The organism is Streptomyces sp. NPDC099050, assembly GCF_044759865.1.
Classification (GTDB): Bacteria; Actinomycetota; Actinomycetes; order Streptomycetales; family Streptomycetaceae; genus Streptomyces.
On sequence record NZ_JBIWAE010000017.1, the window covers coordinates 101,557 to 124,825 of the forward strand.

Annotated in this window: 23 protein-coding genes; 11 read left to right on the top strand and 12 right to left on the bottom strand. The window is 72.0% G+C overall.

The genetic code is table 11. The features are described from left to right. Window positions 1-344: 344 nt before the first annotated feature. The 4 genes from ACIQV3_RS26620 to ACIQV3_RS26635 all read right to left on the bottom strand — a co-directional run bounded on the left by ACIQV3_RS26620 (window position 345) and on the right by ACIQV3_RS26635 (window position 4,851). Window positions 345-1,463: a diguanylate cyclase domain-containing protein gene (locus ACIQV3_RS26620; RefSeq protein ID WP_403715971.1), complete on the bottom strand. Its 1,119-nt coding sequence runs from the start codon at window positions 1,461-1,463 to the stop codon at window positions 345-347. A gap of 101 nt (window positions 1,464-1,564) precedes the next feature. Further along, window positions 1,565-2,365 (bottom strand): enoyl-CoA hydratase/isomerase family protein, encoded by an 801-nt coding sequence (locus ACIQV3_RS26625; RefSeq protein ID WP_403715973.1) that lies wholly within the window; start codon window positions 2,363-2,365, stop codon window positions 1,565-1,567. A 290-nt stretch (window positions 2,366-2,655) separates the two neighbouring features. Next, window positions 2,656-3,852 (bottom strand): adenylate/guanylate cyclase domain-containing protein, encoded by a 1,197-nt coding sequence (locus ACIQV3_RS26630; protein WP_403715975.1) that lies wholly within the window; start codon window positions 3,850-3,852, stop codon window positions 2,656-2,658. Window positions 3,853-3,987: 135 nt separating this feature from the next. Further along, window positions 3,988-4,851, bottom strand: coding sequence for a biotin--[acetyl-CoA-carboxylase] ligase (locus ACIQV3_RS26635; RefSeq protein WP_403715976.1), 864 nt, complete (start codon window positions 4,849-4,851; stop codon window positions 3,988-3,990). On the opposite strand from ACIQV3_RS26635, the gene ACIQV3_RS26640 reads away from it, so the two are divergent. The 6 genes from ACIQV3_RS26640 to ACIQV3_RS26665 all read left to right on the top strand — a co-directional run bounded on the left by ACIQV3_RS26640 (window position 4,850) and on the right by ACIQV3_RS26665 (window position 8,269). After that, complete coding sequence (locus tag ACIQV3_RS26640) at window positions 4,850-5,053, top strand: helix-turn-helix domain-containing protein (protein WP_403715978.1); 204 nt, start codon at window positions 4,850-4,852, stop codon at window positions 5,051-5,053. The two genes, ACIQV3_RS26635 and ACIQV3_RS26640, sit on opposite strands and share 2 nt — an antisense overlap. Window positions 5,054-5,094: 41 nt before the next feature. Continuing rightward, entirely contained in the window at window positions 5,095-5,436 is a 342-nt protein-coding gene (locus ACIQV3_RS26645) for a zinc ribbon domain-containing protein (protein ID WP_403715979.1), read from the top strand. Window positions 5,437-5,554: 118 nt separating this feature from the next. Continuing rightward, on the top strand, window positions 5,555-7,150 hold the full coding sequence (locus ACIQV3_RS26650) for an acyl-CoA carboxylase subunit beta (RefSeq protein ID WP_403715981.1): 1,596 nt from the start codon (window positions 5,555-5,557) through the stop codon (window positions 7,148-7,150). A 19-nt stretch (window positions 7,151-7,169) separates the two neighbouring features. Continuing rightward, window positions 7,170-7,379, top strand: coding sequence for an acyl-CoA carboxylase epsilon subunit (locus ACIQV3_RS26655; RefSeq protein ID WP_403715983.1), 210 nt, complete (start codon window positions 7,170-7,172; stop codon window positions 7,377-7,379). A gap of 104 nt (window positions 7,380-7,483) precedes the next feature. Further along, window positions 7,484-7,618: a morphogenic membrane protein MmpB gene (gene mmpB, locus ACIQV3_RS26660; RefSeq protein ID WP_403715986.1), complete on the top strand. Its 135-nt coding sequence runs from the start codon at window positions 7,484-7,486 to the stop codon at window positions 7,616-7,618. A 42-nt stretch (window positions 7,619-7,660) separates the two neighbouring features. Beyond that, the gene (locus ACIQV3_RS26665; protein ID WP_403715988.1) at window positions 7,661-8,269 is read left to right on the top strand and encodes a Maf family protein; all 609 of its coding nucleotides are present in this window, start codon (window positions 7,661-7,663) and stop codon (window positions 8,267-8,269) included. On the opposite strand, the gene ACIQV3_RS26670 is transcribed toward ACIQV3_RS26665, so the two are convergent. Beyond that, on the bottom strand, window positions 8,250-8,834 hold the full coding sequence (locus tag ACIQV3_RS26670; protein ID WP_403715990.1) for a hypothetical protein: 585 nt from the start codon (window positions 8,832-8,834) through the stop codon (window positions 8,250-8,252). The two genes, ACIQV3_RS26665 and ACIQV3_RS26670, sit on opposite strands and share 20 nt — an antisense overlap. A 463-nt stretch (window positions 8,835-9,297) precedes the next feature. Between ACIQV3_RS26670 and ACIQV3_RS26675 the strand changes: the two genes are divergently transcribed. After that, window positions 9,298-11,052, top strand: a complete 1,755-nt coding sequence (locus ACIQV3_RS26675; protein WP_403715992.1) for an acetyl/propionyl/methylcrotonyl-CoA carboxylase subunit alpha — start codon at window positions 9,298-9,300, stop codon at window positions 11,050-11,052. A 266-nt stretch (window positions 11,053-11,318) separates the two neighbouring features. On the opposite strand, the gene ACIQV3_RS26680 is transcribed toward ACIQV3_RS26675, so the two are convergent. Next, window positions 11,319-12,275 (bottom strand): DeoR/GlpR family DNA-binding transcription regulator, encoded by a 957-nt coding sequence (locus ACIQV3_RS26680; RefSeq protein WP_403715994.1) that lies wholly within the window; start codon window positions 12,273-12,275, stop codon window positions 11,319-11,321. Between the two features lie 175 nt (window positions 12,276-12,450). Next, the gene (locus ACIQV3_RS26685) at window positions 12,451-13,890 is read right to left on the bottom strand and encodes an NAD(P)H-quinone dehydrogenase (protein WP_403715996.1); all 1,440 of its coding nucleotides are present in this window, start codon (window positions 13,888-13,890) and stop codon (window positions 12,451-12,453) included. Window positions 13,891-14,089: 199 nt separating this feature from the next. On the opposite strand from ACIQV3_RS26685, the gene ACIQV3_RS26690 reads away from it, so the two are divergent. The 3 genes from ACIQV3_RS26690 (at window position 14,090) to ACIQV3_RS26700 (ending at window position 17,191) form a co-directional block, all read left to right on the top strand. Continuing rightward, window positions 14,090-14,527, top strand: coding sequence for a gamma-glutamylcyclotransferase (locus ACIQV3_RS26690; RefSeq protein ID WP_112449900.1), 438 nt, complete (start codon window positions 14,090-14,092; stop codon window positions 14,525-14,527). Window positions 14,528-14,680: 153 nt separating this feature from the next. Continuing rightward, complete coding sequence (locus ACIQV3_RS26695) at window positions 14,681-15,487, top strand: purine-nucleoside phosphorylase (protein WP_266905195.1); 807 nt, start codon at window positions 14,681-14,683, stop codon at window positions 15,485-15,487. Between the two features lie 48 nt (window positions 15,488-15,535). Then, entirely contained in the window at window positions 15,536-17,191 is a 1,656-nt protein-coding gene (locus tag ACIQV3_RS26700; protein WP_403716184.1) for a phospho-sugar mutase, read from the top strand. A 131-nt stretch (window positions 17,192-17,322) separates the two neighbouring features. On the opposite strand, the gene ACIQV3_RS26705 is transcribed toward ACIQV3_RS26700, so the two are convergent. Genes ACIQV3_RS26705 through afsQ1 form a run of 3 tightly spaced genes read right to left on the bottom strand, consistent with a single transcriptional unit; the run spans window position 17,323 to window position 20,244 of the window. Then, a complete protein-coding gene (locus ACIQV3_RS26705) occupies window positions 17,323-18,102 on the bottom strand; it encodes a hypothetical protein (RefSeq protein WP_403716002.1) in 780 nt (259 codons plus the stop codon). Continuing rightward, window positions 18,086-19,570: an ATP-binding protein gene (locus ACIQV3_RS26710; protein WP_403716005.1), complete on the bottom strand. Its 1,485-nt coding sequence runs from the start codon at window positions 19,568-19,570 to the stop codon at window positions 18,086-18,088. The genes ACIQV3_RS26705 and ACIQV3_RS26710 overlap by 17 nt, the downstream gene beginning before the upstream one ends. Then, window positions 19,567-20,244 (bottom strand): two-component system response regulator AfsQ1, encoded by a 678-nt coding sequence (gene afsQ1 / locus ACIQV3_RS26715; protein WP_254382550.1) that lies wholly within the window; start codon window positions 20,242-20,244, stop codon window positions 19,567-19,569. Before afsQ1 ends, ACIQV3_RS26710 begins: the two co-directional genes overlap by 4 nt. A 166-nt stretch (window positions 20,245-20,410) precedes the next feature. Between afsQ1 and ACIQV3_RS26720 the strand changes: the two genes are divergently transcribed. Next, window positions 20,411-21,130 carry a SigE family RNA polymerase sigma factor gene (locus tag ACIQV3_RS26720; RefSeq protein WP_403716006.1) on the top strand — a complete coding sequence of 240 codons (720 nt, stop codon included), beginning with the start codon at window positions 20,411-20,413 and terminating at the stop codon, window positions 21,128-21,130. 128 nt (window positions 21,131-21,258) lie between these two features. Here ACIQV3_RS26720 and ACIQV3_RS26725 read toward each other — a convergent pair whose 3' ends face one another. Together ACIQV3_RS26725 and ACIQV3_RS26730 are read right to left on the bottom strand one after the other, a co-directional pair. After that, window positions 21,259-21,873, bottom strand: coding sequence for a uridine kinase (locus tag ACIQV3_RS26725; protein ID WP_403716010.1), 615 nt, complete (start codon window positions 21,871-21,873; stop codon window positions 21,259-21,261). Between the two features lie 86 nt (window positions 21,874-21,959). Further along, a complete protein-coding gene (locus ACIQV3_RS26730) occupies window positions 21,960-23,147 on the bottom strand; it encodes an RNA-guided endonuclease InsQ/TnpB family protein (RefSeq protein WP_403716011.1) in 1,188 nt (395 codons plus the stop codon). Between the last annotated feature and the right edge of the window lie 122 nt (window positions 23,148-23,269).

A 23,269-nucleotide genomic window follows, 5' to 3' on the forward strand; every position in this document is an offset into this window, starting at 1 on the left:
TCGGCCCTGGCGGGCCTCACCGGCTTCGCCGCGCTGCGCCGGACTCCGTCCGGCGGTGGCGGGTCCCCTTCTGGACGCACCACTCGCACGGCTCGGCCCTGGCGGGCCTCACCGGCTTCGCCGCGCCGCGCCGGACTCCGTCCGGCGGTGGCGGGCCGGCGGTGGGGCCAGGGTCGCCCGGTGCCGGGGCCGGTGGGCGGGTGCGGCTGGTTCTGCCCTGCGGGGCGAAGTCCCCCACCCGCCCTTCACCCGCCCCCCGGGCTCCGCCCGGCCCCTTCGCCGCACACGGCACCGCCACCGGGAGCCCCGCCCCCGGCATCCCCCGGCGCAGCCCGAAGCGGCCGCTACGCCCGGCCCCGGAAGCGGCGGCGTTCCCCCGGCCCTCCGGGCTCCGCGTCGGCGAGGCGGACCACCGCCGTGTCCCGCCCCGCGACCACCGGCTTCGCCGACCGCGCCGCCTTCGCCTTGTACTGCGCGGCGTCCGCCAGCCGGAACAGCCGCCGGGAGGATTTCACCGGCCCGATCAGGTCCCCCGTGGAGGCGACCCCGCAGGCGACCCCCTCCCCCAGCTCCAGCTCGGCGGCCCGCAGGCACACCTCCTCGGTGACCCGTACCACCTCGTCCGCCGAAGGCCCCACGCTGACCAGGCAGAACTCGTCCCCGCCCAGCCGCGCGACCAGCGCGCCCGGCAGCATCGCCCCGCACAGGCTGAGCACGGAGCCGAACCGTTCCAGCAGCCGGTCCCCCATCGCGTGCCCGAGGGTGTCGTTGACCTTCTTGAGGCCGTTCAGGTCGCAGACGACCAGACTCACCACCACCGCGGCCCCGCTCCGCCGGTGCTCCTCCAGCGCCTCGTCGAGCCGCATGTCCACGGCACGCCGGTTGGCCAGCCCGGTCAGCGGGTCGGTGAAGGCGAGCCGCCGGGCCTCCTCCAGCCGGTCGCTCTGCGCCAGCCCGGCCGCGATCACCGCCGCGAGGACCTCCCCGAATTCCGCGTCGTCCTCGTCGAAGTCGGCCATGCCCTCGTCCCGGGCCACGTAGAGCTCGCCCCAGGCCCGCCCGCTCAGCACGATCGGGGCCACCACGCACGTACCGCGCCCGCGCCGCCGCAGCGCGTCGCCCCGCCGTCCCGGCCGGTCGCCGACGGCGCTGTCCACCCAGGCGTGGGGTCCGCCCCCGCCGACCCAGCGCTCGTGCAGGAACTCCGTGATCTCGGGGAAATCGTGCACGGGGTACGACTCGTCCTCGGGGAACTCCTCCTCCCCGTCCCGGCGCTCCCCCTCGTTCACGAGCACCCGCAGGCGCCCCCGCTCCCGCTCCCACGCAGAGATCGCGGCGAACGAGCCGTCCATCGCCAGCCTCGCCCCGCGCGCTGCCGCCCGCACGCTGTCCCGCGGCGCGCAGGCGGCGGCCATGGCCTGCGCGAGGCCCACAACGGCTCGAAGCCGCCCGTCAACACCCATCACCCCAGGTTAGGGAGTTTTGTCCGATTTAGTGACAATTGGCGCGACATTCGGTGGCACCAAGATCACACCCGGTCACGGGCAGGGTTCCGCGGACACCCTCACACCCCGGGCCACCGAGGCTTCCGCTTCTCGTTGAACGCCGCCACGCCCTCGGCCCGGTCCCCGGAGAAGGCCACCGTCCGCCACGCCGCGTCCTCGATCTCCAGCCCGGCCGTCAGGTCCATGCCGTGCCCGAGCCGCAGCGCCCGCTTCGCGGCCCGCAGCCCCACCGGGGAGTTCGCGGCCATCGCCGCCGCCATCGCGAGGGCGGCCTCGCGGTCCGTCCCCGCCGGCACCACCGAGTCCACCAGACCCAGGACCAGCGCCTCCGCCGCCTCCACCCGCCGCGCGGTGAAGATCAGCTCCGCGGCCCGCGCCGCCCCCACGCGCCTCGGCAGCAGCTGCGTACCGCCGCCGCCCGGGATCACCCCGACCGACACCTCGGGCAGCCCGACGACGGCCGTCTCGTCGGCCACGATGACATCGCAGGCGAGGGCCAGCTCGAAGCCGCCGCCCAGCGCGAACCCGTGCACCGCCGCGATCACCGGCATCGGGAGCTCCAGCACTCCTCCGTACGCGCCCCGCGTGGTCGGCCGCTGGCGCAGCAGCTCGGCGTCCGAGAAGGAGTTGCGCTCCTTGAGGTCCGCGCCCACGCAGAACGCCCTCTCGGCGGCCGAGGAGAGCACGACGACCCGTACCGACGGGTCCGATCCCAGCGCCGCGCACGCCGCGCCGATGCCCCGCGCCATCTCGGTCGACACGGCGTTCATCGCCTTGGGCCGGTCCAGCACCAGCTCGGCGACGTGCCCGTCGCCTTCACGACGTACCGCGGCGAACTCCCCGAAGCGCTGCTCCGACATCTCTACGACCCTCCGTGTTAACGACCGTTATCACGTGACTCTAGTGCGCGGAGCAGGCCGGAAGGAGACTTCCGGCAGACCAATTTTCGGCAGAAAGCGCCTCCTGCGGACATCACCGCGAAGCGCGAGACGTGTCGGCTGTCGCCTCAGGAGTGCGCGGCCGTACACGACCGCGACGAGAACGCGCCCGAGAACAACCTGGCCGCCGGACGGGCAGACAGGCGGACGGGCGGACGGGCAGACGGGCAGACGGGCCAACGGGCGGACGGGCCAACCGGCCCGGGGGCACGTCAACCGGGGATCTTGGGGCTCCGGCGCGTCAGCGACCAGGGCTCCACGACGCCGAGGCCGCGCACCGGGCGCTGGAACATCGGCTGGAGCGCGAAGCGGTAGGTGCCGCCGCCCTCCTCGTTCTCGGCTTCCTTCTCCGAGACCGGCGCCGCGCCCGTGCGGCCCAGCTCCTGGGCCATCGCGCCGTCCACCAGGACCGCGTCCTTGGGCGCTATCGACGTCAGCCGCGAGGCCAGGTTCACCGTGGTTCCGAAGACGTCGCCCATCCGCGTGGTCACCGTCCCGAAGGCGATGCCCACGCGCAGCTCCGGCATCTGCGGATCGGCTTCCATCGTCTCGATCAGCCGCAGGGCGATCTCCGCCGCCGTCGCCGCGTCGTCGGCGCAGTACAGCACCTCGTCGCCGAGCGTCTTGATCAGCCGGCCGCCGTGCGCCGCCACCAGGTCCGCGGAGGTCGTCTCGAAGGACTCGACCAGCTCGCCGAGCTCCTCCTCCTCCAGCCGCCGCGTCAGGCGCGTGAAGCCCACCAGGTCGGCGAAGCCCACCGCGAGGCGCCGGTCGACCATCTCCTCGTCGTCCGCCACCTGCACGACCCGCCCGGTCGCGGCCGCGAGCTGGCGCCGCCACACGTAGACCAGGAACTCCTCCAGCTCCGGCAGCAGCAGCTCGACGAGCGGGTACGTGACCTCCGTACGGGTCATCCCCGGCTCCGGCGGCTCCGTCAGGCCCTCCAGGAAGGAGTCGATCTGCCATTCCGCGAGCCGGGCCGTGGTCTGCCCGGTGGACCGGGCCACCTGGACCGCCATCGGCTCGCTCAGCAGCCCGGCCTCGACGAGGCCGGCGAGCCGGCGCAGCGCCAGTACGTCGGCCTCCGTCAGGGCCCTGGCCTGGCCGATGTCCGCGAAGCCCATCGCCCGCCAGAAGCGGGAGGCGAGCTCCATCGAGACCCCGGCGCTACGGGCCGCCTGGAAGGGCGTGTACCGGCGCTCGGCGCCCAGGATCAGCTGCTCCAGGCGGATGGCGAGCGGGTCGGCCGTCGGCTGCGCCGTGTGGTCGACCTCGTGGTGGGGAGTGTGCTGCTCGCGCCCGATGGGGGTGGCGTGGACTCCGGAACCGCCGGAGCCGCCCGAGCTGCCGGAGCCGCCCGTCGACGGTCCGGGGGCGGGCGCGCTGGACCGAGGGTCGTCGACGGTCAAGGGCCGCCTCCTGTCCATTCCGTGCGCACTGCCGAACCGGGTGATCACCGCGAGGACCGGGATCGCCTAAACCATACGGCAGGTGTGCCGTAGCTCACTCCCCCTGCTCCGTCACCCGGGACGGCCCCCCGCGGGCTACCGCACGGACCGCAGATGGACGACGTCCCCTGCCCCCACGGCCTCGTGCTTGTCCTCGGCGGTCCGTACGACGAGCCGCCCGTCGGTGTCCACCGCTTCGGCCGTCCCGGTGAGCGTGCGCCCGCCGGGCAGCTCGGCCCGCACGTGCTTGCCGAGGGTCGCGCAGCCCGCCGCGTACGTCTCCTGCAGACCGCTGGCCGCCGGATCGCCGCCCGCCGCGCGCCAGTTTCCGTACCACTGCTCCAGGGAGCGCAGTACGGCCCTGAGCAGCGGGTCCCGGTCGGTGACGGTGGCCTTGGCCAGGAGCAGCGACCCGGCGGTGTCCACCGGCAGCTCGGCGTCGGTCAGCGTCACGTTGAGCCCGATCCCGAGGACGACCCCGTCGCCCACGCGCTCGGCGAGGATCCCGCCGGCCTTGCGCTCCTCACCGTCGACGGTGACCAGGAGGTCGTTGGGCCACTTGAGTGCGGTGTCCACGCCGGCGGCGCGCGAGAGCCCGGTGGCCGTGGCCACCCCGGCCAGCAGCGTCAGCCAGCCCCACCGCTCCTGCGGCACGGAGGGCCCGGGCTTCAGGAGTACGGAGAAGAACAGCCCGGACCGCGCGGGCGCGACCCAGCTCCGGTCGAGCCTGCCCCGCCCGGCGGTCTGCTCCTCGGCGACGAGCACGGCCCCCTCGGGCAGCTTTGCGGCCCGGGAGGCGAGATCACTGTTGGTGGACCCGGTGGATCCCACCACCTCCAGCGAACTCCACAGCCCCTCACCGCTCACGAGGGCCCGCTGCAGCGCGGCGACGTTCAAGGGCGGCCGGTCCAGACTCGACCAACGGCCCGCGGGAGCACCTGCTGAAGCATCTGATGGCATGATCGAATCCTTATGTCGCTATCTCGCTTTATGTGACCCTCTGACCCGGGATTGCATACGGATCGTGATCGACCCTAGCGTCCGGGCTGTGGGGGATTCTCCGGTAAAGAGGGCGTTCAGGTTTCGTTTTTACCCTGATGACGCGCTGGCGACAGAGCTGTCGAAGACATTCGGGTGCGTGCGGAAGGTCCACGACCTCTAGCCCGCGCCATTGCGGACGCGGCCTGGCGCGAGCTGCGGAGGATGCCGGGCTACAAGGCGGCCTGGTCCGGACGCGAGCTGCGCGTCGTGGACCGGTGGTTCCCTGGCTCGAAGCTGTGCTCGGCCCGCGGTGCCGTCGCCGCCACCATGCCGCTGAACGTCCGCACGCGGACCTGTGAGGGTTGCGGCGCCGTTCACGACCGGAACGGCGGCCCAGCCGTCGATCTCTTGGCCGCCGGGTCGGCGGTGTCTGCCTGTCGAGCGGACGGAAGACCTCCCGGGGACCCTCCCGGCAGGCGGTCCGCGGTGAAGCAGGAAAACCCGCCCGCGAGGGTCGGGACCGTGCCCCCTAAGGGCCACGGCGAGGCCAAGCAACCCAGATGAGGTGTGTCAAACGCCGCACCGCCGAGCGCCATGGCCGCCGATACGCTACGCACCAGTAGCTAGTAAAAACCAAGTACGTCACCAGGCAGTTGACACCACGCAGGGAGCCGCGACCCCGATGTCACAACCGTCAGAGCCGATCGACATGCACACCACCGCGGGGAAGATCGCGGATCTGCAGCGCCGCGTCGAGGAAGCCACGCACGCCGGATCCGGGCGTGCGGTGGAGAAGCAGCACGCCAAGGGCAAGCTGACGGCGCGTGAGCGGGTGGCCCTGCTGCTGGACGAAGGGTCCTTCGTCGAGTTGGACGAGTTCGCCCGGCACCGGTCGACGAACTTCGGGCTGGAGAAGACCCGGCCGTACGGCGACGGCGTCGTCACCGGCTACGGGACCGTCGACGGGCGGCCCGTCGCCCTGTTCTCGCAGGACTTCACCGTCTTCGGCGGGGCGCTGGGCGAGGTCTACGGTCAGAAGATCATGAAGGTGATGGACTTCGCGCTGAAGACCGGCTGCCCGCTCATCGGCATCAACGACTCCGGCGGCGCCCGCATCCAGGAGGGCGTCAGCGCGCTGGGCATGTACGGCGAGATCTTCCGCCGCAACGTCCACGCCTCCGGCGTGATCCCGCAGATCAGCCTGGTCGTCGGCCCCTGCGCGGGCGGGGCCGTGTACTCCCCGGCCATCACCGACTTCACGGTCATGGTCGACCAGACCTCGCACATGTTCATCACCGGCCCGGACGTCATCAAGACCGTCACCGGCGAGGACGTCGGCTTCGAGGAGCTGGGCGGGGCGCGCACGCACAACAGCACGTCAGGCGTCGCGCACCACATGGCGGGTGACGAGAAGGACGCCATCGAGTACGTGAAGTCGCTCCTCTCCTACCTCCCGTCGAACAACCTCTCCGAGCCCCCGGCCTTCCCCGAGGAGGCCGACACCGAGGTCTCGGACAACGACCGCGAGCTCGACACGCTGATCCCGGACAGCGCGAACCAGCCGTACGACATGCACAAGGTGATCGAGCACGTGCTCGACGACGCGGAGTTCCTGGAGACCCAGTCGCTCTTCGCGCCGAACATCCTCACCGGCTTCGGCCGCGTCGAGGGGCACCCGGTCGGGGTCGTCGCCAACCAGCCGATGCAGTTCGCCGGCTGCCTGGACATCGACGCCTCCGAGAAGGCGGCCCGGTTCGTCCGGACCTGCGACGCCTTCAACATCCCGGTGCTGACCTTCGTCGACGTTCCGGGCTTCCTCCCGGGCACGGACCAGGAGTACAACGGAATCATCCGGCGCGGCGCCAAGCTGATCTACGCGTACGCCGAGGCGACCGTCCCCCTGATCACCGTCATCACCCGCAAGGCCTTCGGCGGCGCCTACGACGTGATGGGCTCCAAGCACCTGGGCGCCGACCTCAACCTCGCCTGGCCGACGGCGCAGATCGCCGTCATGGGCGCGCAGGGCGCGGTCAACATCCTGCACCGCCGCGCGATCGCCGAAGCGGAGGAGGCCGGCACCGCCGACGAGACCCGGGCGCGCCTCATCACCGAGTACGAGGACGCGCTGCTGAACCCGTACACGGCCGCCGAGCGCGGCTACGTAGACGCGGTGACCATGCCGTCCGAGACCCGGGCGCACGTGGTCAAGGGGCTGCGTCAGCTGCGCACCAAGCGCGAGTCCCTGCCCCCGAAGAAGCACGGCAACATCCCCCTCTAGGACGCTAGGAGGCAGTCCCGTGGTGATCAAGGTCGTCAAGGGGAACCCGACCCCGGAGGAGCTGGCCGCCGCACTGGCGGTGGTCCGAGCGCGCGCGACGGCCCTCGCGTCGGAGCCGTCGGGCGCGGCGCGGGTGACCGACGCGTGGGCGGCACCGGGCCGGGTGGCCCGGCGGACCCTGCCGCGCCCCGGACCGGGCGCGTGGGGCCGTACGTACTGGCCCGCTTGACGCGGTCGCCGGTGCAGTCGCCGGTGAAGTCGGCGTGAACTGCCCGTGGCGCCTGAGTACCCGTACTCAGGCGCCACAGGAGTGCTCCGGGCCAGGATCGGAGCATGCTCTGGTCAGACCCGAAGAACGAGCCGCCGAAGGACATGCGCGACGCCGAGGCGATGGTCCGGCGGATGACGCTGATCGTCGTCATCGCGATGGTCGTCGTGGTGTACGTGCTGGGCGTGGGCGGCTTCTAGCGCCGCGAGCCGGGCCCCCGGGCCGCCCCTACGATGGCAGGCATGACTGCTGCCCCCCGCCACGCCCTCGTCCTCGCCTCCGCCTCGCCCGCCCGGCTCAACCTGCTGCGGCAGGCCGGGCTCGCCCCGCACGTGATCGTGAGCGGCTTCGACGAGGACGCCCTCACCGCCGACTCCCCCTCCGAGCTCGCGCTCGCGCTGGCCGAGGCGAAGGCGGCCGTCGTGGCGGCCCTGGACGAGGCCGCGGGGGCCCTGGTGATCGGCTGCGACTCCGTGCTGGAGCTGGACGGCGAGGCGCTGGGCAAGCCGGCGGACGCCGCGGAGGCCACGGCCCGCTGGAAGTCGATGCGCGGGCGCGCCGGGGTGCTGCGCACCGGGCACTGCGTGATCGACACGGCGAGCGGCCGCCGGGTTTCGGCCACGGCGTCGACGACGGTCCGCTTCGGCGAGCCGACGGACGCGGAGGTGGCGGCGTACGTGGCGAGCGGGGAACCGCTGCACGTGGCCGGGGCGTTCACCCTGGACGGACTGTCTGCCCCGTTCATCGAGGGGATCGACGGTGATCACGGCAATGTGATCGGGATCTCCATGCCGCTGCTGCGCTCGCTGCTGGCGGAACTGGGCGTGTCCATCACGGACTTGTGGGCTTGATCTCCCCGGGCCTGCCGAAGTCCCCGAAGTCCGCCAGCGGGTGGCCCGGGGGCGCGTCCTGGACGTCCGCATCACCATGGGGAGCGCCGCCGGGGCCGTCCTTCGGCCCGCCCGGGCCTCCGGAGCCGCCCAGGGGGCCGCTGGAGCCCTCCGCGGGACCGCCGACGCCGCCGGCGGCCCCGACCGCGCCCTTGGCCGCGTAGAGGGTCAGGCTCAGTACCAGCAGGCAGAGGATCAGCATCATCACCGCGAAGGCGCCCCAGCCCACCAGGCCGACGACGAGGGCGCCGAGCAGTCCGTGGGTGACGGCGGCGCTGACGAGGAGCACGCGCGCGAAGGCGCCCGGGGCCCGGTCGCGGATCGCGGCGAGGAAGAGGAACACCGCACAGGCGAGCAGGAACCCGGCCATGCCGGCGCCCAGCGCATAGGTTGCCTTGGACATGACATCCGGATCGGCGCCCGCGATGGACATCGACTGGTTCTCGGTGGTCCGGCCTAGGACGAGGTGGACGAAGCCGAGCACCGCCGCCTCCACGACGAGTACGACCGCGGTCGCTCCGGCCACGGATCTCCGCAGCACCACGCCACCCACGCCACCCACACCAGCCACGACGCCCCCACCCCGCATGCACAAGCCCGTTCGACGCCTGGAGGCTACTAACGGGTAAACCTTGGGACAAGGGGCCGGTGCCGCTTCGTTACGGTCGGGCCGCCACACGGCGACACCCCGGCGACACCCCGGCGACCACACGGCGGCCACACGGCGCCCGCGCAAGGAGTGCGTGGGCCGTTCGTAGGGATTCGACAAAGAATCACCCCGGCCCGCTGACCCGGGGAACAGAGACCCCGGACACACGGCAGGGTTACTGTGCAGTCGGGGATCCCCCTGACATGGGGCGCCACAAGGGTTTTATCGACCCGGGGTCGACTCGGATCACAGTCCGTGTGGGCAAGGTCACCACCGGGGAAGGGTCGAAAGGCCGTGTGGGCTGTCCCTAAACTCAGCTTGTTTCAAGGAGGGAGCCATCGTGCGCAAGGTGCTCATCGCCAACCGTGGCGAAATCGCAGTCCGCGTTGCTCGGGCCTGCCGGGATGCCGGGATCGCGAGCGTAGCCGTCTACGCCGACCCGGACCGGGACGCATTGCACGTCCGCGCGGCCGACGAAGCTTTCGCGTTGGGCGGTGACACCCCGGCCGCCAGCTACTTGGACATCTCCAAGATCCTGCAGGCCGCAGCCGATTCCGGTGCGGACGCCATCCATCCCGGATACGGCTTCCTCTCCGAGAACGCCGAGTTCGCGCAGGCCGTCATCGACGCGGGCCTGATCTGGATCGGCCCGCCGCCGCAGGCCATCCGCGACCTGGGTGACAAGGTCGCCGCCCGGCACATCGCGCTGCGCGCCGGCGCGCCGCTCGTGGCCGGCACCCCCGACCCGGTCTCCGGTTCGGACGAGGTCGTCACCTTCGCCAAGGAACACGGCCTCCCCATCGCGATCAAAGCCGCCTTCGGTGGCGGCGGCCGCGGCCTGAAGGTCGCCCGCAACATCGAAGAGATCCCGGAGCTCTACGACTCCGCCGTCCGCGAGGCCGTCGCCGCCTTCGGCCGCGGCGAATGCTTCGTCGAGCAGTACCTCGACAAGCCGCGGCACGTGGAGACCCAGTGCCTGGCCGACTCCCACGGCAACGTGGTCGTCGTCTCGACGCGTGACTGCTCGCTGCAGCGCCGCCACCAGAAGCTGGTCGAGGAGGCCCCGGCGCCGTTCCTGACGGAAGCCCAGAACGCCGAGCTGTACGCCGCGTCGAAGGCGATCTTGAAGGAAGCCGGCTACGTCGGCGCCGGCACCGTCGAGTTCCTCGTCTCCGCCGACGGACTCATCTCCTTCCTCGAGGTCAACACCCGCCTCCAGGTCGAACACCCGGTCACCGAGGAAGTCACCGGCCTCGACCTGGTCCGCGAAATGTTCCGCATCGCGGATGGTGAGGAGCTCGGCTACGGGGATCCCGCCCTGCGCGGTCACTCCTTCGAGTTCCGCATCAACGGCGAAGACCCCGGCCGCGGCTTCCTGCCCGCTCCCGGAACCGTCACCAAGTTCGCCCCGCCCACCGGCCCGGGCGTCCGCCTGGACGCGGGCGTCGAATCCGGCTCCGTCATCGGACCGGCCTGGGACTCTCTCCTCGCCAAGCTCATCGTCACCGGTGCCACGCGTGAGCAGGCCCTGCAGCGGGCGGCACGCGCGCTCGCCGAGTTCGAGGTCGAGGGCATGGCCACCGCCATCCCCTTCCACCGTGCGGTCGTCGTCGACCCCGCCTTCACCGCGAACCCGTTCACCATCCACACCCGCTGGATCGAAACCGAGTTCGTCAACGACATCCCCGCGTTCGTCGTCCCCGCCACGGACGACACCGAGGACGAGCCCGGCCGCGAGACCGTGGTCGTCGAGGTCGGCGGCAAGCGCCTGGAAGTCTCCCTCCCCTCCTCGCTCGGCATGACCCTGGCCCGCACCGCGGCCGCGGGCGGCGCCAAGCCCAAGCGCCGCGCCGCCAAGAAGTCCGGCCCCGCCGCCTCCGGCGACACCCTCGCCTCACCCATGCAGGGCACGATCGTCAAGGTCGCCGTCGAAGAGGGCCAGCAGGTCAACGAGGGCGACCTGATCGTCGTCCTCGAAGCCATGAAGATGGAACAGCCCCTGAACGCACACCGCTCGGGCACCATCGTCGGCCTCGCGGCAGAAGTCGGCGCCTCCCTCACCTCGGGCGCGCCCATCTGCGAGATCAAGGACTGACGTCCTCCGCCGGGGTTCCGGGGCTTGGGCCCTGGAACCCCGCGCACGGGTGCGGGCACTCGCGCCGCTGCGCGGGGCCGAGTCCCCTCCCCGCCCTTCGCCCGTTCCCTGGGCTCCGCCCAGACCCGCTCCTCAAACGCCGGCGGGGCTGAACATGGCCTGCGTCAGCCTGCACGTACAGGCTGACACCTGCCAAAATCCAGCCCCGCCGGCGTTTGAGGCGCAGGGGTCCGGGGACTGGTCCCCGGCAACGGCGCCGCAGGTACTCAGCGGCGCCGCAGGTCCGCGACCCGCGCCCGCTCCGCCTGCTGCTGCTCGTGCAACGGCGGCGCCGCACTGCGCAGCTGGGCCGTCGGCCCGCCCCGCCGCTGGACCGGGAGCGGGGACTCCCGGCGCGGACGGCGCCCGGCCATCCCCTCTCCGGACCCGCCGCCGGAGGCACCCGACCCGGCGACGGTGATCTGCACGCCCTGGTCCGCCAGCGCCTGCAGTTCCGCACAGGCCCGGTCGTCGTGCGGCGGCGGCTCGTCCGTCACCAGCCGGGTGATCACGTCGGTCGGCACGGTCTGGAACATGGTGTCCGTCCCGAGCTTCGTGTGATCGGCCAGGACCACCACCTCCGCCGCGGCCTGCACCAGCGCCCGGTCCACGCTCGCGGAGAGCATGTTGGAGGTGGACAGCCCGCGCTCGGCGGTGAGGCCACTGCCGGACAGGAAGGCCCGCGAGACCCGCAGCCCCTGGAGGGACTGCTCGGCACCGCTGCCGACCAGCGCGTAGTTGGATCCGCGCAGGGTTCCGCCCGTCATCACCACCTCCACCCGGTTCGCATGGGCCAGCGCCTGTGCGACGAGCAGCGAGTTGGTGACGACGGTGAGTCCGGGCACCCGGGCGAGCCGGCGGGCCAGCTCCTGGGTGGTGGTGCCGGCGCCGACGACCACGGCCTCGCCTTCTTCGACGAGTCCGGCCGCGACATCGGCGATGGCGGTCTTCTCCGCCGTCGCGAGATGGGACTTTTGCGGAAAGCCGGATTCACGCGTGAAACCGCCCGGCAGTACCGCACCGCCGTGCCGGCGGTCGAGGAGTCCTTCTGCCTCCAGTGCCCGCACGTCCCGCCGTACGGTCACTTCGGAGGTCTGGACGACGCGGGCGAGCTCCCGGAGCGAAACCGCTCCGTTGGCCCGCACCATTTCGAGGATCAATTGGCGACGTTCTGCAGCGAACACGAAACTGACAGTAACCCGGGTGACCGTCTGCTTTCAGCTCCTTGCGCCGGAATTCCGAAGTTGTCCGTACCGTGGGGCAGTTAGTGGTATACGCGGTCGGCCCGCCGCGCACTTGCTCCGCGACGGGCCGACCATCCGCTCCAAAGTCCTTGCGCACAAGGGTCGTTATCGGTACTTACGCCTCGTCGGAGGACTTCCGCGTGTGCAGCTGGCGGGCGACTTCGGCGATCGAACCGGACAACGAGGGGTACACGGTGAACGCGTTTGCGATCTGCTCGACCGTCAGGTTGTTGTCGACGGCGATCGAGATCGGGTGGATGAGCTCGCTCGCGCGCGGGGAGACGACGACGCCGCCCACGACGATCCCGGTGCCGGGCCGGCAGAACAGCTTCACGAAGCCGTCCCGGATGCCCTGCATCTTGGCGCGCGGGTTGCGCAGCAGCGGGAGCTTCACGCACCGGGCGTCGATCTTGCCGGAGTCCACGTCGGCCTGGGTGTAGCCGACGGTGGCGATCTCGGGGTCGGTGAAGACGTTCGAGGAGACCGTCTTCAGGTTCAGCGGGGCCACCGCGTCGCCGAGGAAGTGGTACATCGCGATGCGCCCCTGCATCGCGGCCACCGAGGCCAGCGCGAAGATGCCGGTCACGTCGCCGGCCGCGTACACGCCGGGCGAGGAGGTGCGCGAGACCTTGTCGGTCCAGATGTGCCCGGACTCCTTGAGCTTGACCCCGGACTCCTCCAGGTTCATGTTGGCCGTGTTCGGGATCGCGCCGACCGCCATCAGGCAGTGCGTGCCGGTGATGACCCGCCCGTCGGAGAGGGTGACCTCGACCCGGTCGCCCACCCGCTTGGCGGACTCGGCGCGGGAGCGGCCGATGACGTTCATGCCGCGGCGCCGGAAGACGTCCTCCAGTACGGCGGCGGCGTCCGGGTCCTCACCCGGGAGCACCCGGTCGCGGGAGGACACGAGGGTCACCCGGGAGCCGAGGGCCTGGTACGCGCCGGCGAACTCGGCGCCGGTCACGCCGGAGCCGACCACGATGAGCTCCTCGGGGAGCTCTTCGAGGTCGTAGACCTGGGTCCAGTTCAGGATCCGCTCGCCGTCGGGCATCGCGTCGGGGATCTCGCGGGGGTGGCCGCCGGTCGCGATGAGCACGGCGTCGGCGGTGAGGATCGTCTCCGAACCGTCGGCGGCGGTGACGATGACGTCCCGCGTGCCGTCGATGCCCTGCGGGCCGCCGAGCTTGGCGCGGCCCCGGACGACGCGGGCGCCGGCCCGGGTGACCGAGGCGGTGATGTCGTGGGACTGGGCGAGCGCGAGGCGCTTGACGCGCCGGTTCACCTTGCCGAGGTCCACGCCGACGACGCGCGCGGCCTGCTCGATGTGCGGGGTGTCGTCCGCGACGACGATGCCGAGTTCCTCGTACGACGAGTCGAAGGTCGTCATGACCTCGGCGGTCGCGATGAGAGTCTTGGAGGGCACGCAGTCGGTGAGCACCGAAGCGCCGCCCAGGCCGTCGCAGTCCACGACGGTCACCTCCGCGCCGAGCTGGGCCCCCACGAGGGCCGCCTCATACCCGCCGGGTCCGCCGCCGATGATCACGATCCGGGTCACGAAAACTCCGCCTCACGTCTACCCGGCCGGCTGCCGCCCCGGCCGGGGCTTCCGGGGGGGTCTCCCCGGGGGATGCATTCCGTACGTCATTGTCCCGCACGCATCAAGGTGCTTCACGCCCGGTCCCACCATCCGGGACGCGGGCCCCGTACACGGCCGGGAGCGCTGTCGGGCCCGCCCCTCCCGTACCCTCGACCACATGTCGCTCTACGCCGCGTACGCCGGCAACCTCGACCCGCGGCTGATGACGCGCCGCGCTCCGCATTCGCCGCTGCGCGGCACGGGCTGGATCAACGACTGGCGGCTGACCTTCGGCGGCGAGCAGATGGGCTGGGAGGGCGCGCTGGCGACGATCGTCGAAGCGCCGCGCCACCAGGTCTTCGTCGCGCTGTACGACGTGGCCCCGCTCGACGAGGACTCGATGGACCGGTGGGAGGGCGTCGGACTCGACATCTACCGCCGGATGCGGGTGCGCGTGCACACGCTGGACGGCGAGGAAGCGGCCTGGGTGTACGTCCTCAACGGCTACGAGGGCGGCCTGCCCTCGGCCCGCTACCTCGGCGAACTCGCCGACGCCGCGGAATCCGCGGGCGCCCCGCACGACTACGTGATGGAACTGCGCAAGCGGCCCTGCTGACACCGCCCTGCTGACATCGCTCGGCTGAGAGCTGGTCCCCGGAGGCCCCCGCGATGCGCCGGGACAATTCGTCGGAAACGACAAGGCAACGATCCGAACACCGTGAGCTGCGCCATCTACGCGCGTAGGCGAAGAGCGGCTACGCTCTTCCGCGTGAACGCATCTGTTACCGACCCCTTCGCCGCCGCCGACGCCGCCGCCGCCCGCCTGCGCGAGCTGACCGGCGCCGAGACCCACGATGTCGCCCTCGTGATGGGCTCCGGCTGGGCCCCCGCCGCGGAGGCGCTGGGCGCGCCCGAGGCCGAGTTCCCGGTCACCGAGCTGCCCGGCTTCCCGCCCCCCGCCGTCGAGGGCCACGGCGGCAAGATCCGCTCGTACAAGATCGGCGAGAAGCGCGCGCTGCTCTTCCTCGGCCGGACCCACTACTACGAGGGCCGCGGCGTCGCCGCCGTCGCCCACGGCGTGCGCACGGCCGTCGCCGCCGGCTGCAAGACCATCGTCCTGACCAACGGCTGTGGTGGCCTGCGCGAGGGCATGAAGCCCGGCCAGCCGGTCCTGATCAGCGACCACCTCAACCTCACGGCCACCTCGCCGATCGTCGGCGCGAACTTCGTGGACCTGACCGACCTGTACTCGCCGCGCCTGCGCGCGATGTGCAAGGAGATCGACGAGACCCTCGAAGAGGGCGTCTACGTGCAGTTCCCCGGCCCGCACTACGAGACCCCGGCCGAGATCAACATGATCCGCGTCATGGGCGCCGACCTGGTCGGCATGTCCACCGTGCTGGAGGCCATCGCCGCCCGCGAGGCCGGCGCCGAGGTGCTCGGCATCTCTCTGGTCACCAACCTGGCGGCGGGCCTCTCCGGCGAGCCGCTGAACCACGAAGAGGTGCTCCAGGCCGGCCGCGACTCGGCCGCGCGCATGGGCAAGCTGCTGACCCAGGTCCTCGCCCGGATCTGATCGAGCGACCCGACCGACCGACGAGAGGTAGTGCAGGACGTGCAGGACGTGGACGCGCAGGACGATCTGATCGCACGGGCCCGGGCCTGGCTGGCCGAGGACCCTGACCCGGAGACGGCCGACGAGCTCGCCAGGCTCATCGGGGCCGGTGACACCACCGAGCTCGCGGACCGCTTCTCCGGCATGCTGCAGTTCGGCACCGCCGGACTCCGCGGCGAGCTGGGCGCGGGCCCGATGCGGATGAACCGGAACGTGGTGATCCGGGCCGCGGCGGGCCTCGCGGCCTACCTCAAGGCCCAGGGCCACGCCGGCGGCCTGGTCGTCGTGGGTTACGACGCCCGCTACAAGTCGGCCGACTTCGCCCGCGACACCGCCGCCGTGATGACCGGCGCCGGCCTGCGCGCCGCCGTCCTGCCCCGTCCGCTGCCGACGCCCGTCCTCGCGTACGCCATAAGGCACCTGGGCGCCGTCGCCGGCGTCGAGGTGACCGCCAGCCACAACCCGCCCCGGGACAACGGCTACAAGGTCTACCTCGGCGACGGCTCGCAGATCGTCTCCCCGGCCGACGCCGAGATCGCCGCGCAGATCGACGCGATCGCCGCGCTGGCCGACGTACCGCGGGCCGAGAACGGCTGGCAGGACCTCGGCGACGAGGTCCTGGAGGCCTACCTGGCCCGTACGGACGCCGTCCTGACCCCCGGGTCCGCACGCGGCGTGCGCTCCGTCTACACGGCCATGCACGGCGTCGGCAAGGACGTGGTCCTGGCCGCCTTCGCCCGCGCCGGCTTCCCCGCCCCGGTCCTCGTGGCCGAGCAGGCCGAGCCGGACCCGGCCTTCCCGACGGTGGCCTTCCCCAACCCGGAGGAGCCGGGCGCGATGGACCTGTCCTTCGCCACGGCCGCCCGGGTCCATCCCGACATCATCATCGCCAACGACCCGGACGCCGACCGCTGCGCGGTGGCCGTCCCGGACGAGGCCTCGGCCTCCGGCTGGCGGATGCTGCGCGGCGACGAGGTCGGCGCGCTGCTCGCCGCCCACCTGGTGCGCAAGGGGGCGCGGGGCGTCTTCGCCGAGTCCATCGTCTCCTCCTCGCTCCTCGGGCGGATCGCGGAGGCCGCGGGCGTCGGCTACGAGGAGACCCTGACGGGCTTCAAGTGGATCTCCCGCGTCGAGGGCCTGCGCTACGGGTACGAGGAGGCGCTCGGCTACTGCGTGGACCCCGAGGGCGTCCGCGACAAGGACGGCGTCACGGCCGCCCTGCTCGTCGCGGAACTGGCCTCGGAGCTCAAGGAACAGGGCCGGACCCTGACCGACCTGCTGGACGACCTGGCGATGGAGCACGGTCTGCACGCCACCGACCAGCTGTCGGTCCGCGTGGAGGACCTGTCGGTCATCGCCTCGGCGATGGCGGCGCTGCGCGCGGAGCCCCCGGCCTCGCTGGCGGGCCTGCGGGTCACCTCGGCGGAGGACCTCAACCGGGGTACGGCGACGCTCCCGCCCACGGACGGGCTGCGCTACTACCTGGAGGGCGACTACAAGGCCCGGGTGATCGTCCGCCCGTCCGGCACGGAGCCCAAGCTGAAGTGCTACCTGGAGGTCGTGGTCCCGGTGGCGGAAGCCTCCGACCTGCTCGCGGCCCGCGCCCGCGGCCAGGAAGTCCTGGACGCGATCAAGAAGGACCTCGCGGCGGCGGCCGGCATCTGATCCTTCCCGCGCCGCTCGCACCGCTGCGCGGGCTTCGCACCGCTGCGCCGGACTCCGTCCGGCGACCCGCCGGCAGTACGAAGGCCCCCGAGCTCCTGCTCGGGGGCCTTCGTGCTTCCCGGCGGATCGGGTCAGGTAGCCGAGGGCGCCGGAGCGGGAGCGGGCGTGGCCGGCGGCCGGACCACGTCGCCCAGGGTCGGGACGGCCTCCGGGCGGGAGCGGACGGCGTTCGTGCACTCCCAGGCCCGCGGCGGATCCGCGTCGGGACCGCCCAGGACCACCGGACCCGGCCCCGCCGACACCGCGTCGCTCGCCGCGAGCGTGCACACCAGCTGCGACAGCGCCACCGGCGGCAGGTCCTCGGGCTTGCGGCTCAGCCGGACCGTGCCCGCCGGATCGCCCGGCCGCGGCGCCGAGGCCGTCAGGTTGGCCGGCACCTCGGTGGTGAAGCCGGCCTCCCGCTCCTCCGCGGACGGCTCCCGCTGGAGCGCCTCCAGCAGGGCCTGGGTGACGAGCGCCGCCACGTTCCGCGCGGGCTGCTTCTCCGACACTGGCACCACCCGCTGGACGCCCACCAGCTGCGCCCCGCAGACCAGCTCCACCGTGGTCCGGATGCCCTGCACCCCGCCCGTTCCCGCCGCGGCGCCGGCCGGGGTCTTGCACGAGACCCGCGAGGGCGCCGGTCCCACGTCCACCGGCACGGTGGTCGCCCGGATCCCGCAGCCGGTCAGGGCGCCCAGGGACAGCAGGCCCAGGGCCACCACGACGGCCGTCGTACCCAGCGTCGCGCCGAGCATCGCCCCGCGCGACGCGGTGCCGCGCCCAGTGGTGCCGCGCCCAGTGGTGCCGCGCCCCGCGGTTCCGCGTCCCGCCGCCCCGCGCTCCGCCGCCGCCCTACTCCTCGTCGTCACCGGCGATCACCTTCCCCACGTCCACCGGCAGCCGCAGCGTGAACAGCGCACCGCCCCGCGCCCCGTTCTCCGCGGTGATGTCGCCGCCGTGGATGTGCGCGTTCTCCATCGCGATGGACAGGCCGAGCCCGCTGCCGTCCGACTTCGGCCGCGACGCGCTCGCCTTGTAGAACCGGTCGAAGACGTGGGGCAGTACGGCCTCGGGGATGCCCGGCCCGTTGTCCCGTACGGCGATCACCAGCCAGTCCCCCTCCACCCGGATGGAGACCCGCACCGGCGATCCGCCGTGCTTGAGCGCGTTGCCGATCAGATTGGCCAGGATCACGTCGAGCCGCCGCGGGTCGAGCCGCACCATGATCCCGCGCTCCGCGTCGAGTTCGACCGCGTCGAGCCACGCCCGCGTGTCGATGCACGCCGTCACCTGGTCGGCGACGTCCACGTCGTCCAGCACCAGCCGCGCCGTTCCCGCGTCGAAGCGGGTGACCTCCATGAGGTTCTCCACGAGGTCGTTCAGCCGCCTGGTCTCGCTCACGACCAGACCCACCGCCGGTGCGATCATCGGATCGAGGTATTCGACCTCGTCCTCCAGCACCTCGGCGACCGCCGTCAACGCCGTCAGCGGCGTGCGCAGTTCGTGGGACATGTCCGCGACGAAACGCCGGCTGGACTCCTCCCGCGCGCTCATGTCGGCGACCTTCTTCTCCAGCGCCTCCGCCGTCTTGTTGAAGGTGTGCGCCAGGTCGGCGAGTTCGTCCGTCCCCGACACCTCCAGCCGGTGGTCCAGCTCCCCTTCGCCGAGCCGCCGCGCCGCGTCGCCCAGCCGCTGCACGGGCCGCAGCACCGTACGGGCCGCGGCCTGCGCGAGCAGGGCCGAGCCGAGCAGCGCGAGCCCGGTGGCGATGGTCAGCGACCAGGCCAGGGCGTTGAGGTCGTCGCGCTCCTGGGCGAGGGACTTGTACATGTAGCCGGTCGGCCCGCCCCCCACGATCCGGGTGCCGCCGACCAGGTAGGGGTTCCCGTCGGGCTTCGTCCGCTGCCAGTACACGTGGTACGCGGCGTCGTTGGCCGAGGTGGTCTTCTGCCGGTCGTCGACGGCGTGCTGGAGCGACTTCGGTACGTCGGCCAGCGAGAAGGCGTCGGGACCCGCGGTCCCGGCCACCTTGTGGCCGTCCTTCTCGTCCACCAGCAGCACGCTGTAGCCGGGGCTGCTGCCCGCCATCATCTCGGCGGTGTGCTGCAGCTCCTCCTGCGTCGGATCGGCGGGCAGGGCCGCGGCCCGGTTCTGCATCTCCTGCCGGAAGTCGCCGAGGGCGGCGTCCTGGGTCCGGGTCAGGACGGCCTCGCGGTTGAGCCAGTAGGCGATCCCGGACGCGGAAACGGCGGCCGTCAGCGCGACCAGTGCGAACACGACGAGGAGCCGCAGCCGCAGGCTGGTCCAGCGCCGGCCCGCGAACAGGGCTCGGATCACTGCGGGGAGTCCAGCCGGTAGCCGACGCCCCGCACGGTACGGATCAGGGTGGGCGACGAGGGCACTTCCTCGACCTTGGCGCGCAGCCGCTGCACGCAGGCGTCGACGAGGCGCGAGTCACCGAGGTAGTCGTGCTCCCACACCAGCCGCAGCAGCTGCTGGCGGGAGAGCGCCTGGCCGGGCCGGCGGCTGAGCTCCAGGAGCAGCCGCAGCTCGGTCGGGGTGAGCTGGAGGTCCTCGCCGTTCTTGGTCACGGTCATGGCGGAGCGGTCGATGACCAGCGGGCCGAAGACCGCGGTGTCGGTGGACTCGCGCTCGCCGCGGCGCAGCACCGCCCGGATGCGGGCGTCGAGCACCCGCCCCTGGACGGGCTTGACCACGTAGTCGTCGGCTCCCGACTCCAGGCCGACGACCACGTCGATGTCGTCGTTGCGCGCGGTGAGCAGGATGATCGGCAGCTGGTCGGTGCGCCGGATGCGCCGGCACACCTCGAAGCCGTCGATTCCGGGCAGCATGACGTCGAGCACGATCAGGTCGGGCCGCTGCTCGCGCAGCAGTTTGAGGCCGTCCTCGCCCGTCGCCGCGGTGGCCACACGGTGGCCCTGGCGTGACAGGGAGAGTTCGAGGGCCGTGCGGATGGCGTCGTCGTCCTCGATGAGCAACAGGAAAGGCACGCGCTCATTCTGTCCCATCGCCCCTCGGGACTTCGACCTTCCAGCGCCGACAATCCCGGCACGAAGCCTGTGACAGGCCTGTGACAGTCGCAGGACACCGCGGTTATGTCGGCCGGGCAGTCTTCTTGGCAACGGACCAGACAGACTCCACGACGGGGGGCGCGAGATGAACACGCTGCACAGCACCAGCACCAGCGCGGTTGTCACGCGGCTGCACGATGTGAACCGCCGCACGGCAATCCGTACGGCGACGGCCCCTTCCCGGCGGCCGGCGCATGTGGTGGCCATCGACGCGAAGACCTACGAGCGCCCCTCCGTCCCCGCCCAGCGCACGGCGGGCTCCCCGGAGGTCCCGGAGTCCTCCAACGAGGCCGAGTTCACGGCGTACGTCCAGGAACGGCGGGCCGCCCTCTACGCGACGGCCTTCCACCTGACCGGCGACCGCTACGAGGCCGAGGACCTGCTGCAGACCGCGCTGTTCTCCACGTACCGCGCCTGGGACCGCATCAGCGACAAGGCCGCCGTCGGCGGGTACCTGCGGCGCACGATGACGAACCTGCACATCAGCGCCTGGCGCCGCCGCAAGCTGAACGAGTACCCGACGGAAGAGCTGCCGGAGACGGCCTCGGACACCGACGCCATGGGCGGTACGGAGCTGCGCGCCGTGCTGTGGCAGGCGCTCACCCGCATCCCGGAGCCGCAGCGCACGATGCTGGTGCTCCGCTACTACGAGGGCCGCACGGACCCGGAGATCGCGGAGATCCTCGGCATCAGCGTCGGCACGGTGAAGTCGAGCATCTGGCGCTCGCTGCGCCGCATGCGCGAGGACGAGGCGCTGAGCTTCGGCCGCGACGAGTCGGAGTCCTTCGAGGACCTGGTCGCGTAGCGGCCGGCACCACAAGACCAAAGGGCCAGGGGGCCCGTCCTGCGGGGGTGGGACGGGGGCCACGGGGGCAAAGGGCGGGATCGAGCGGACGGGGGTCCGCGCGGTCCCGCCTTTTGGCGTCCGTACCGCTATACCGCGGCGGCGGCCCGGTGGCGACCCGCCGCGGCGGCGGCGAGACGCCCGAGCGCTTCGTCCCGGCCACACGCGTGAGCCCCCAGTGCGGTGTGCCGGGCCACGATCCCGCGCTCGGCCCGCATCAGCCGCCAGCCGCGCCGCAGGAGCATCGGCACGGACTTGCGGCCCTCGCGCAGGTCACGGGCCAGGCGCCGCCGGAAGGTGGTGCTGGGCCGCCCGCGCAGGCAGATCGCGTCCGCCAGCAGCCCCAGCTCCTGGCACCGCACCGCGACGTCCGCCGCGAAGATCCCCTCGGCTATGAACAGTGGGGTGCGGGAGATGTCCAGCGCCTCCGTGCCGGTCCGCGAGGAGGTCGCGATGTCGTAGACGGGCACCTCGGTCCGCCCGGCCGCGCACAGCTCGGCGATCGCGGCCACGGCCGCCTCCGCGTCCCAGGACAGCGGGGAGTCCCAGTCGGTGTCGGCGCTGCCCTCGACGAGCGGGAGGGTGGGGTCGTCGCCGTCCTTGTAGAAGTCGTCCAGGCGCAGCACGGGCAACCCGGAACGGGCCGCCAGCGAGGACTTGCCGGAGCCCGAGGGTCCGGTCAGCAGGACGACACGCGTAGGCAAAGGAGAAGAACAGCTCACGGAACACAAGTTTGACTCCTCCCCCTCCCAAAAGACAAAAGAAGGGGATTCCTGGCTCACGCAGCCTGTCAGCCCGGCGGGCTGTCAGGTCTTCCACGATCGGCGCCAGCCGGGTTGAGACCAGCCCGGACGAGCATCAGGTGTGCGGAGTTCTTGTCTCGGGGAGACACCGCTCCGCACGCGGTGCACGTGTAGGTGCGTTCCGACAACGGTAGTGCGTGCTTGGCTCTCGCTCCGCACCGTCCGCAGTCCATGGTGGTATGCGACGGGTGCACCAGATGCAGAGTGCGCTGGTGCTTGCGCGCCATGTTGATCAGTTCGTGCTTGGTAGCGGAGATCGCGGCGTCGGCCGCCTTGCGGGCCATGTTCGACTTGGCGAGGAACTTCGGCCGGAAGTCCTCCACCGCGAGGGCATCGTGGTCGCGGACGACCGTCTTGGCCCACTTGCGGCCGGTGTCCTGGCGTTGCCGGGCCACCTTCTTGTGCAGCTTCGCCGTCAGCTTCTTAGCGGCGCGGTAGCCCCTGGAGCCGGGTTTGCCCTTCGCCGGTTTCCGGCGGGCCATCATCCGCTGGTAGCGGGCGAGCCCGGCAGCGGCCTTCCTGCCGTGCCCGGTGTGCGGAAGGTCATGGGCATCGCTGGTGGTGGTCGCCGTCTCCTTCACGCCCCAGTCGATCCCGATCACCGCACCCGTCTCGGGCAGTGGCTGGGCTTCGGTGGCGACGACGAAGGACGCATACCAGTGCCCGAGGCTGTCGCGGTAGATCCGCACCGACGACGGGTCCGCCGACAGGTCACGGGACCACACCACGGTCAGGCTAATGCCGCCCGCGAGGTACAGGCGGCCGTCCCTGATGCGGAAACCGCGACGGGTGTAGTTGAGGCTGGGGTCCGCCGCGTGCTTCTTCTTGTACCTGGGCATCCCCGCCCGCTGCCGCATCGGCAACCTGGCCTTGATGTCCTTCAAGGCTTTGGCGCGGGCCTTTCCGAAGTCCCGTATGAGCTGCTGCTGCGGAACGCTGCTGCCATCACCCAACCAGGTGTTGTGGTTACGGGTCTCAGTCAGCATCTTGTCCAGCCGGGCCGGCCCGCACTTCTCGTCCTCGGCGAGGGCCTTCTTCGACCGAGCGGTGCATTCGTTCCAGACCCACCGGCACCGCGCCCACTCGCCCAACAGCTCGACAAGAGCGGTGGACGACACGCGAAGCCGGAAGGTGAACCGGGCGTACCCGGGCTCCTCGACTTCGTTTGTCGTCATGACGAGAACGTAGCGTCGCGATTCGTCGCCCCCGGTGCGATTCCCCGAGAAGCTCCTCGAACGAGTGATGCATCCAGGTCGAGATGTCGGTGAGCCATCACACCTCCACTACGCTGCGTGCG

Excerpts from the sequence above, each read along its gene's own strand:
- ACIQV3_RS26730 (WP_403716011.1), bottom strand. The coding sequence starts at position 23,147 with ATGACGACAAACGAAGTCGAGGAGCCCGGGTACGCCCGGTTCACCTTC.
- ACIQV3_RS26620 (WP_403715971.1), bottom strand. The coding sequence starts at position 1,463 with ATGGGTGTTGACGGGCGGCTTCGAGCCGTTGTGGGCCTCGCGCAGGCC.
- ACIQV3_RS26720 (WP_403716006.1), top strand. The coding sequence starts at position 20,411 with ATGAACACGCTGCACAGCACCAGCACCAGCGCGGTTGTCACGCGGCTG.
- ACIQV3_RS26690 (WP_112449900.1), top strand. The coding sequence starts at position 14,090 with ATGTCGCTCTACGCCGCGTACGCCGGCAACCTCGACCCGCGGCTGATG.
- ACIQV3_RS26645 (WP_403715979.1), top strand. The coding sequence starts at position 5,095 with ATGCCGGGCTACAAGGCGGCCTGGTCCGGACGCGAGCTGCGCGTCGTG.
- ACIQV3_RS26640 (WP_403715978.1), top strand. The coding sequence starts at position 4,850 with ATGATCGAATCCTTATGTCGCTATCTCGCTTTATGTGACCCTCTGACC.
- ACIQV3_RS26650 (WP_403715981.1), top strand. The coding sequence starts at position 5,555 with ATGTCACAACCGTCAGAGCCGATCGACATGCACACCACCGCGGGGAAG.
- ACIQV3_RS26635 (WP_403715976.1), bottom strand. The coding sequence starts at position 4,851 with ATGCCATCAGATGCTTCAGCAGGTGCTCCCGCGGGCCGTTGGTCGAGT.
- ACIQV3_RS26665 (WP_403715988.1), top strand. The coding sequence starts at position 7,661 with ATGACTGCTGCCCCCCGCCACGCCCTCGTCCTCGCCTCCGCCTCGCCC.
- ACIQV3_RS26625 (WP_403715973.1), bottom strand. The coding sequence starts at position 2,365 with ATGTCGGAGCAGCGCTTCGGGGAGTTCGCCGCGGTACGTCGTGAAGGC.
- mmpB (WP_403715986.1), top strand. The coding sequence starts at position 7,484 with ATGCTCTGGTCAGACCCGAAGAACGAGCCGCCGAAGGACATGCGCGAC.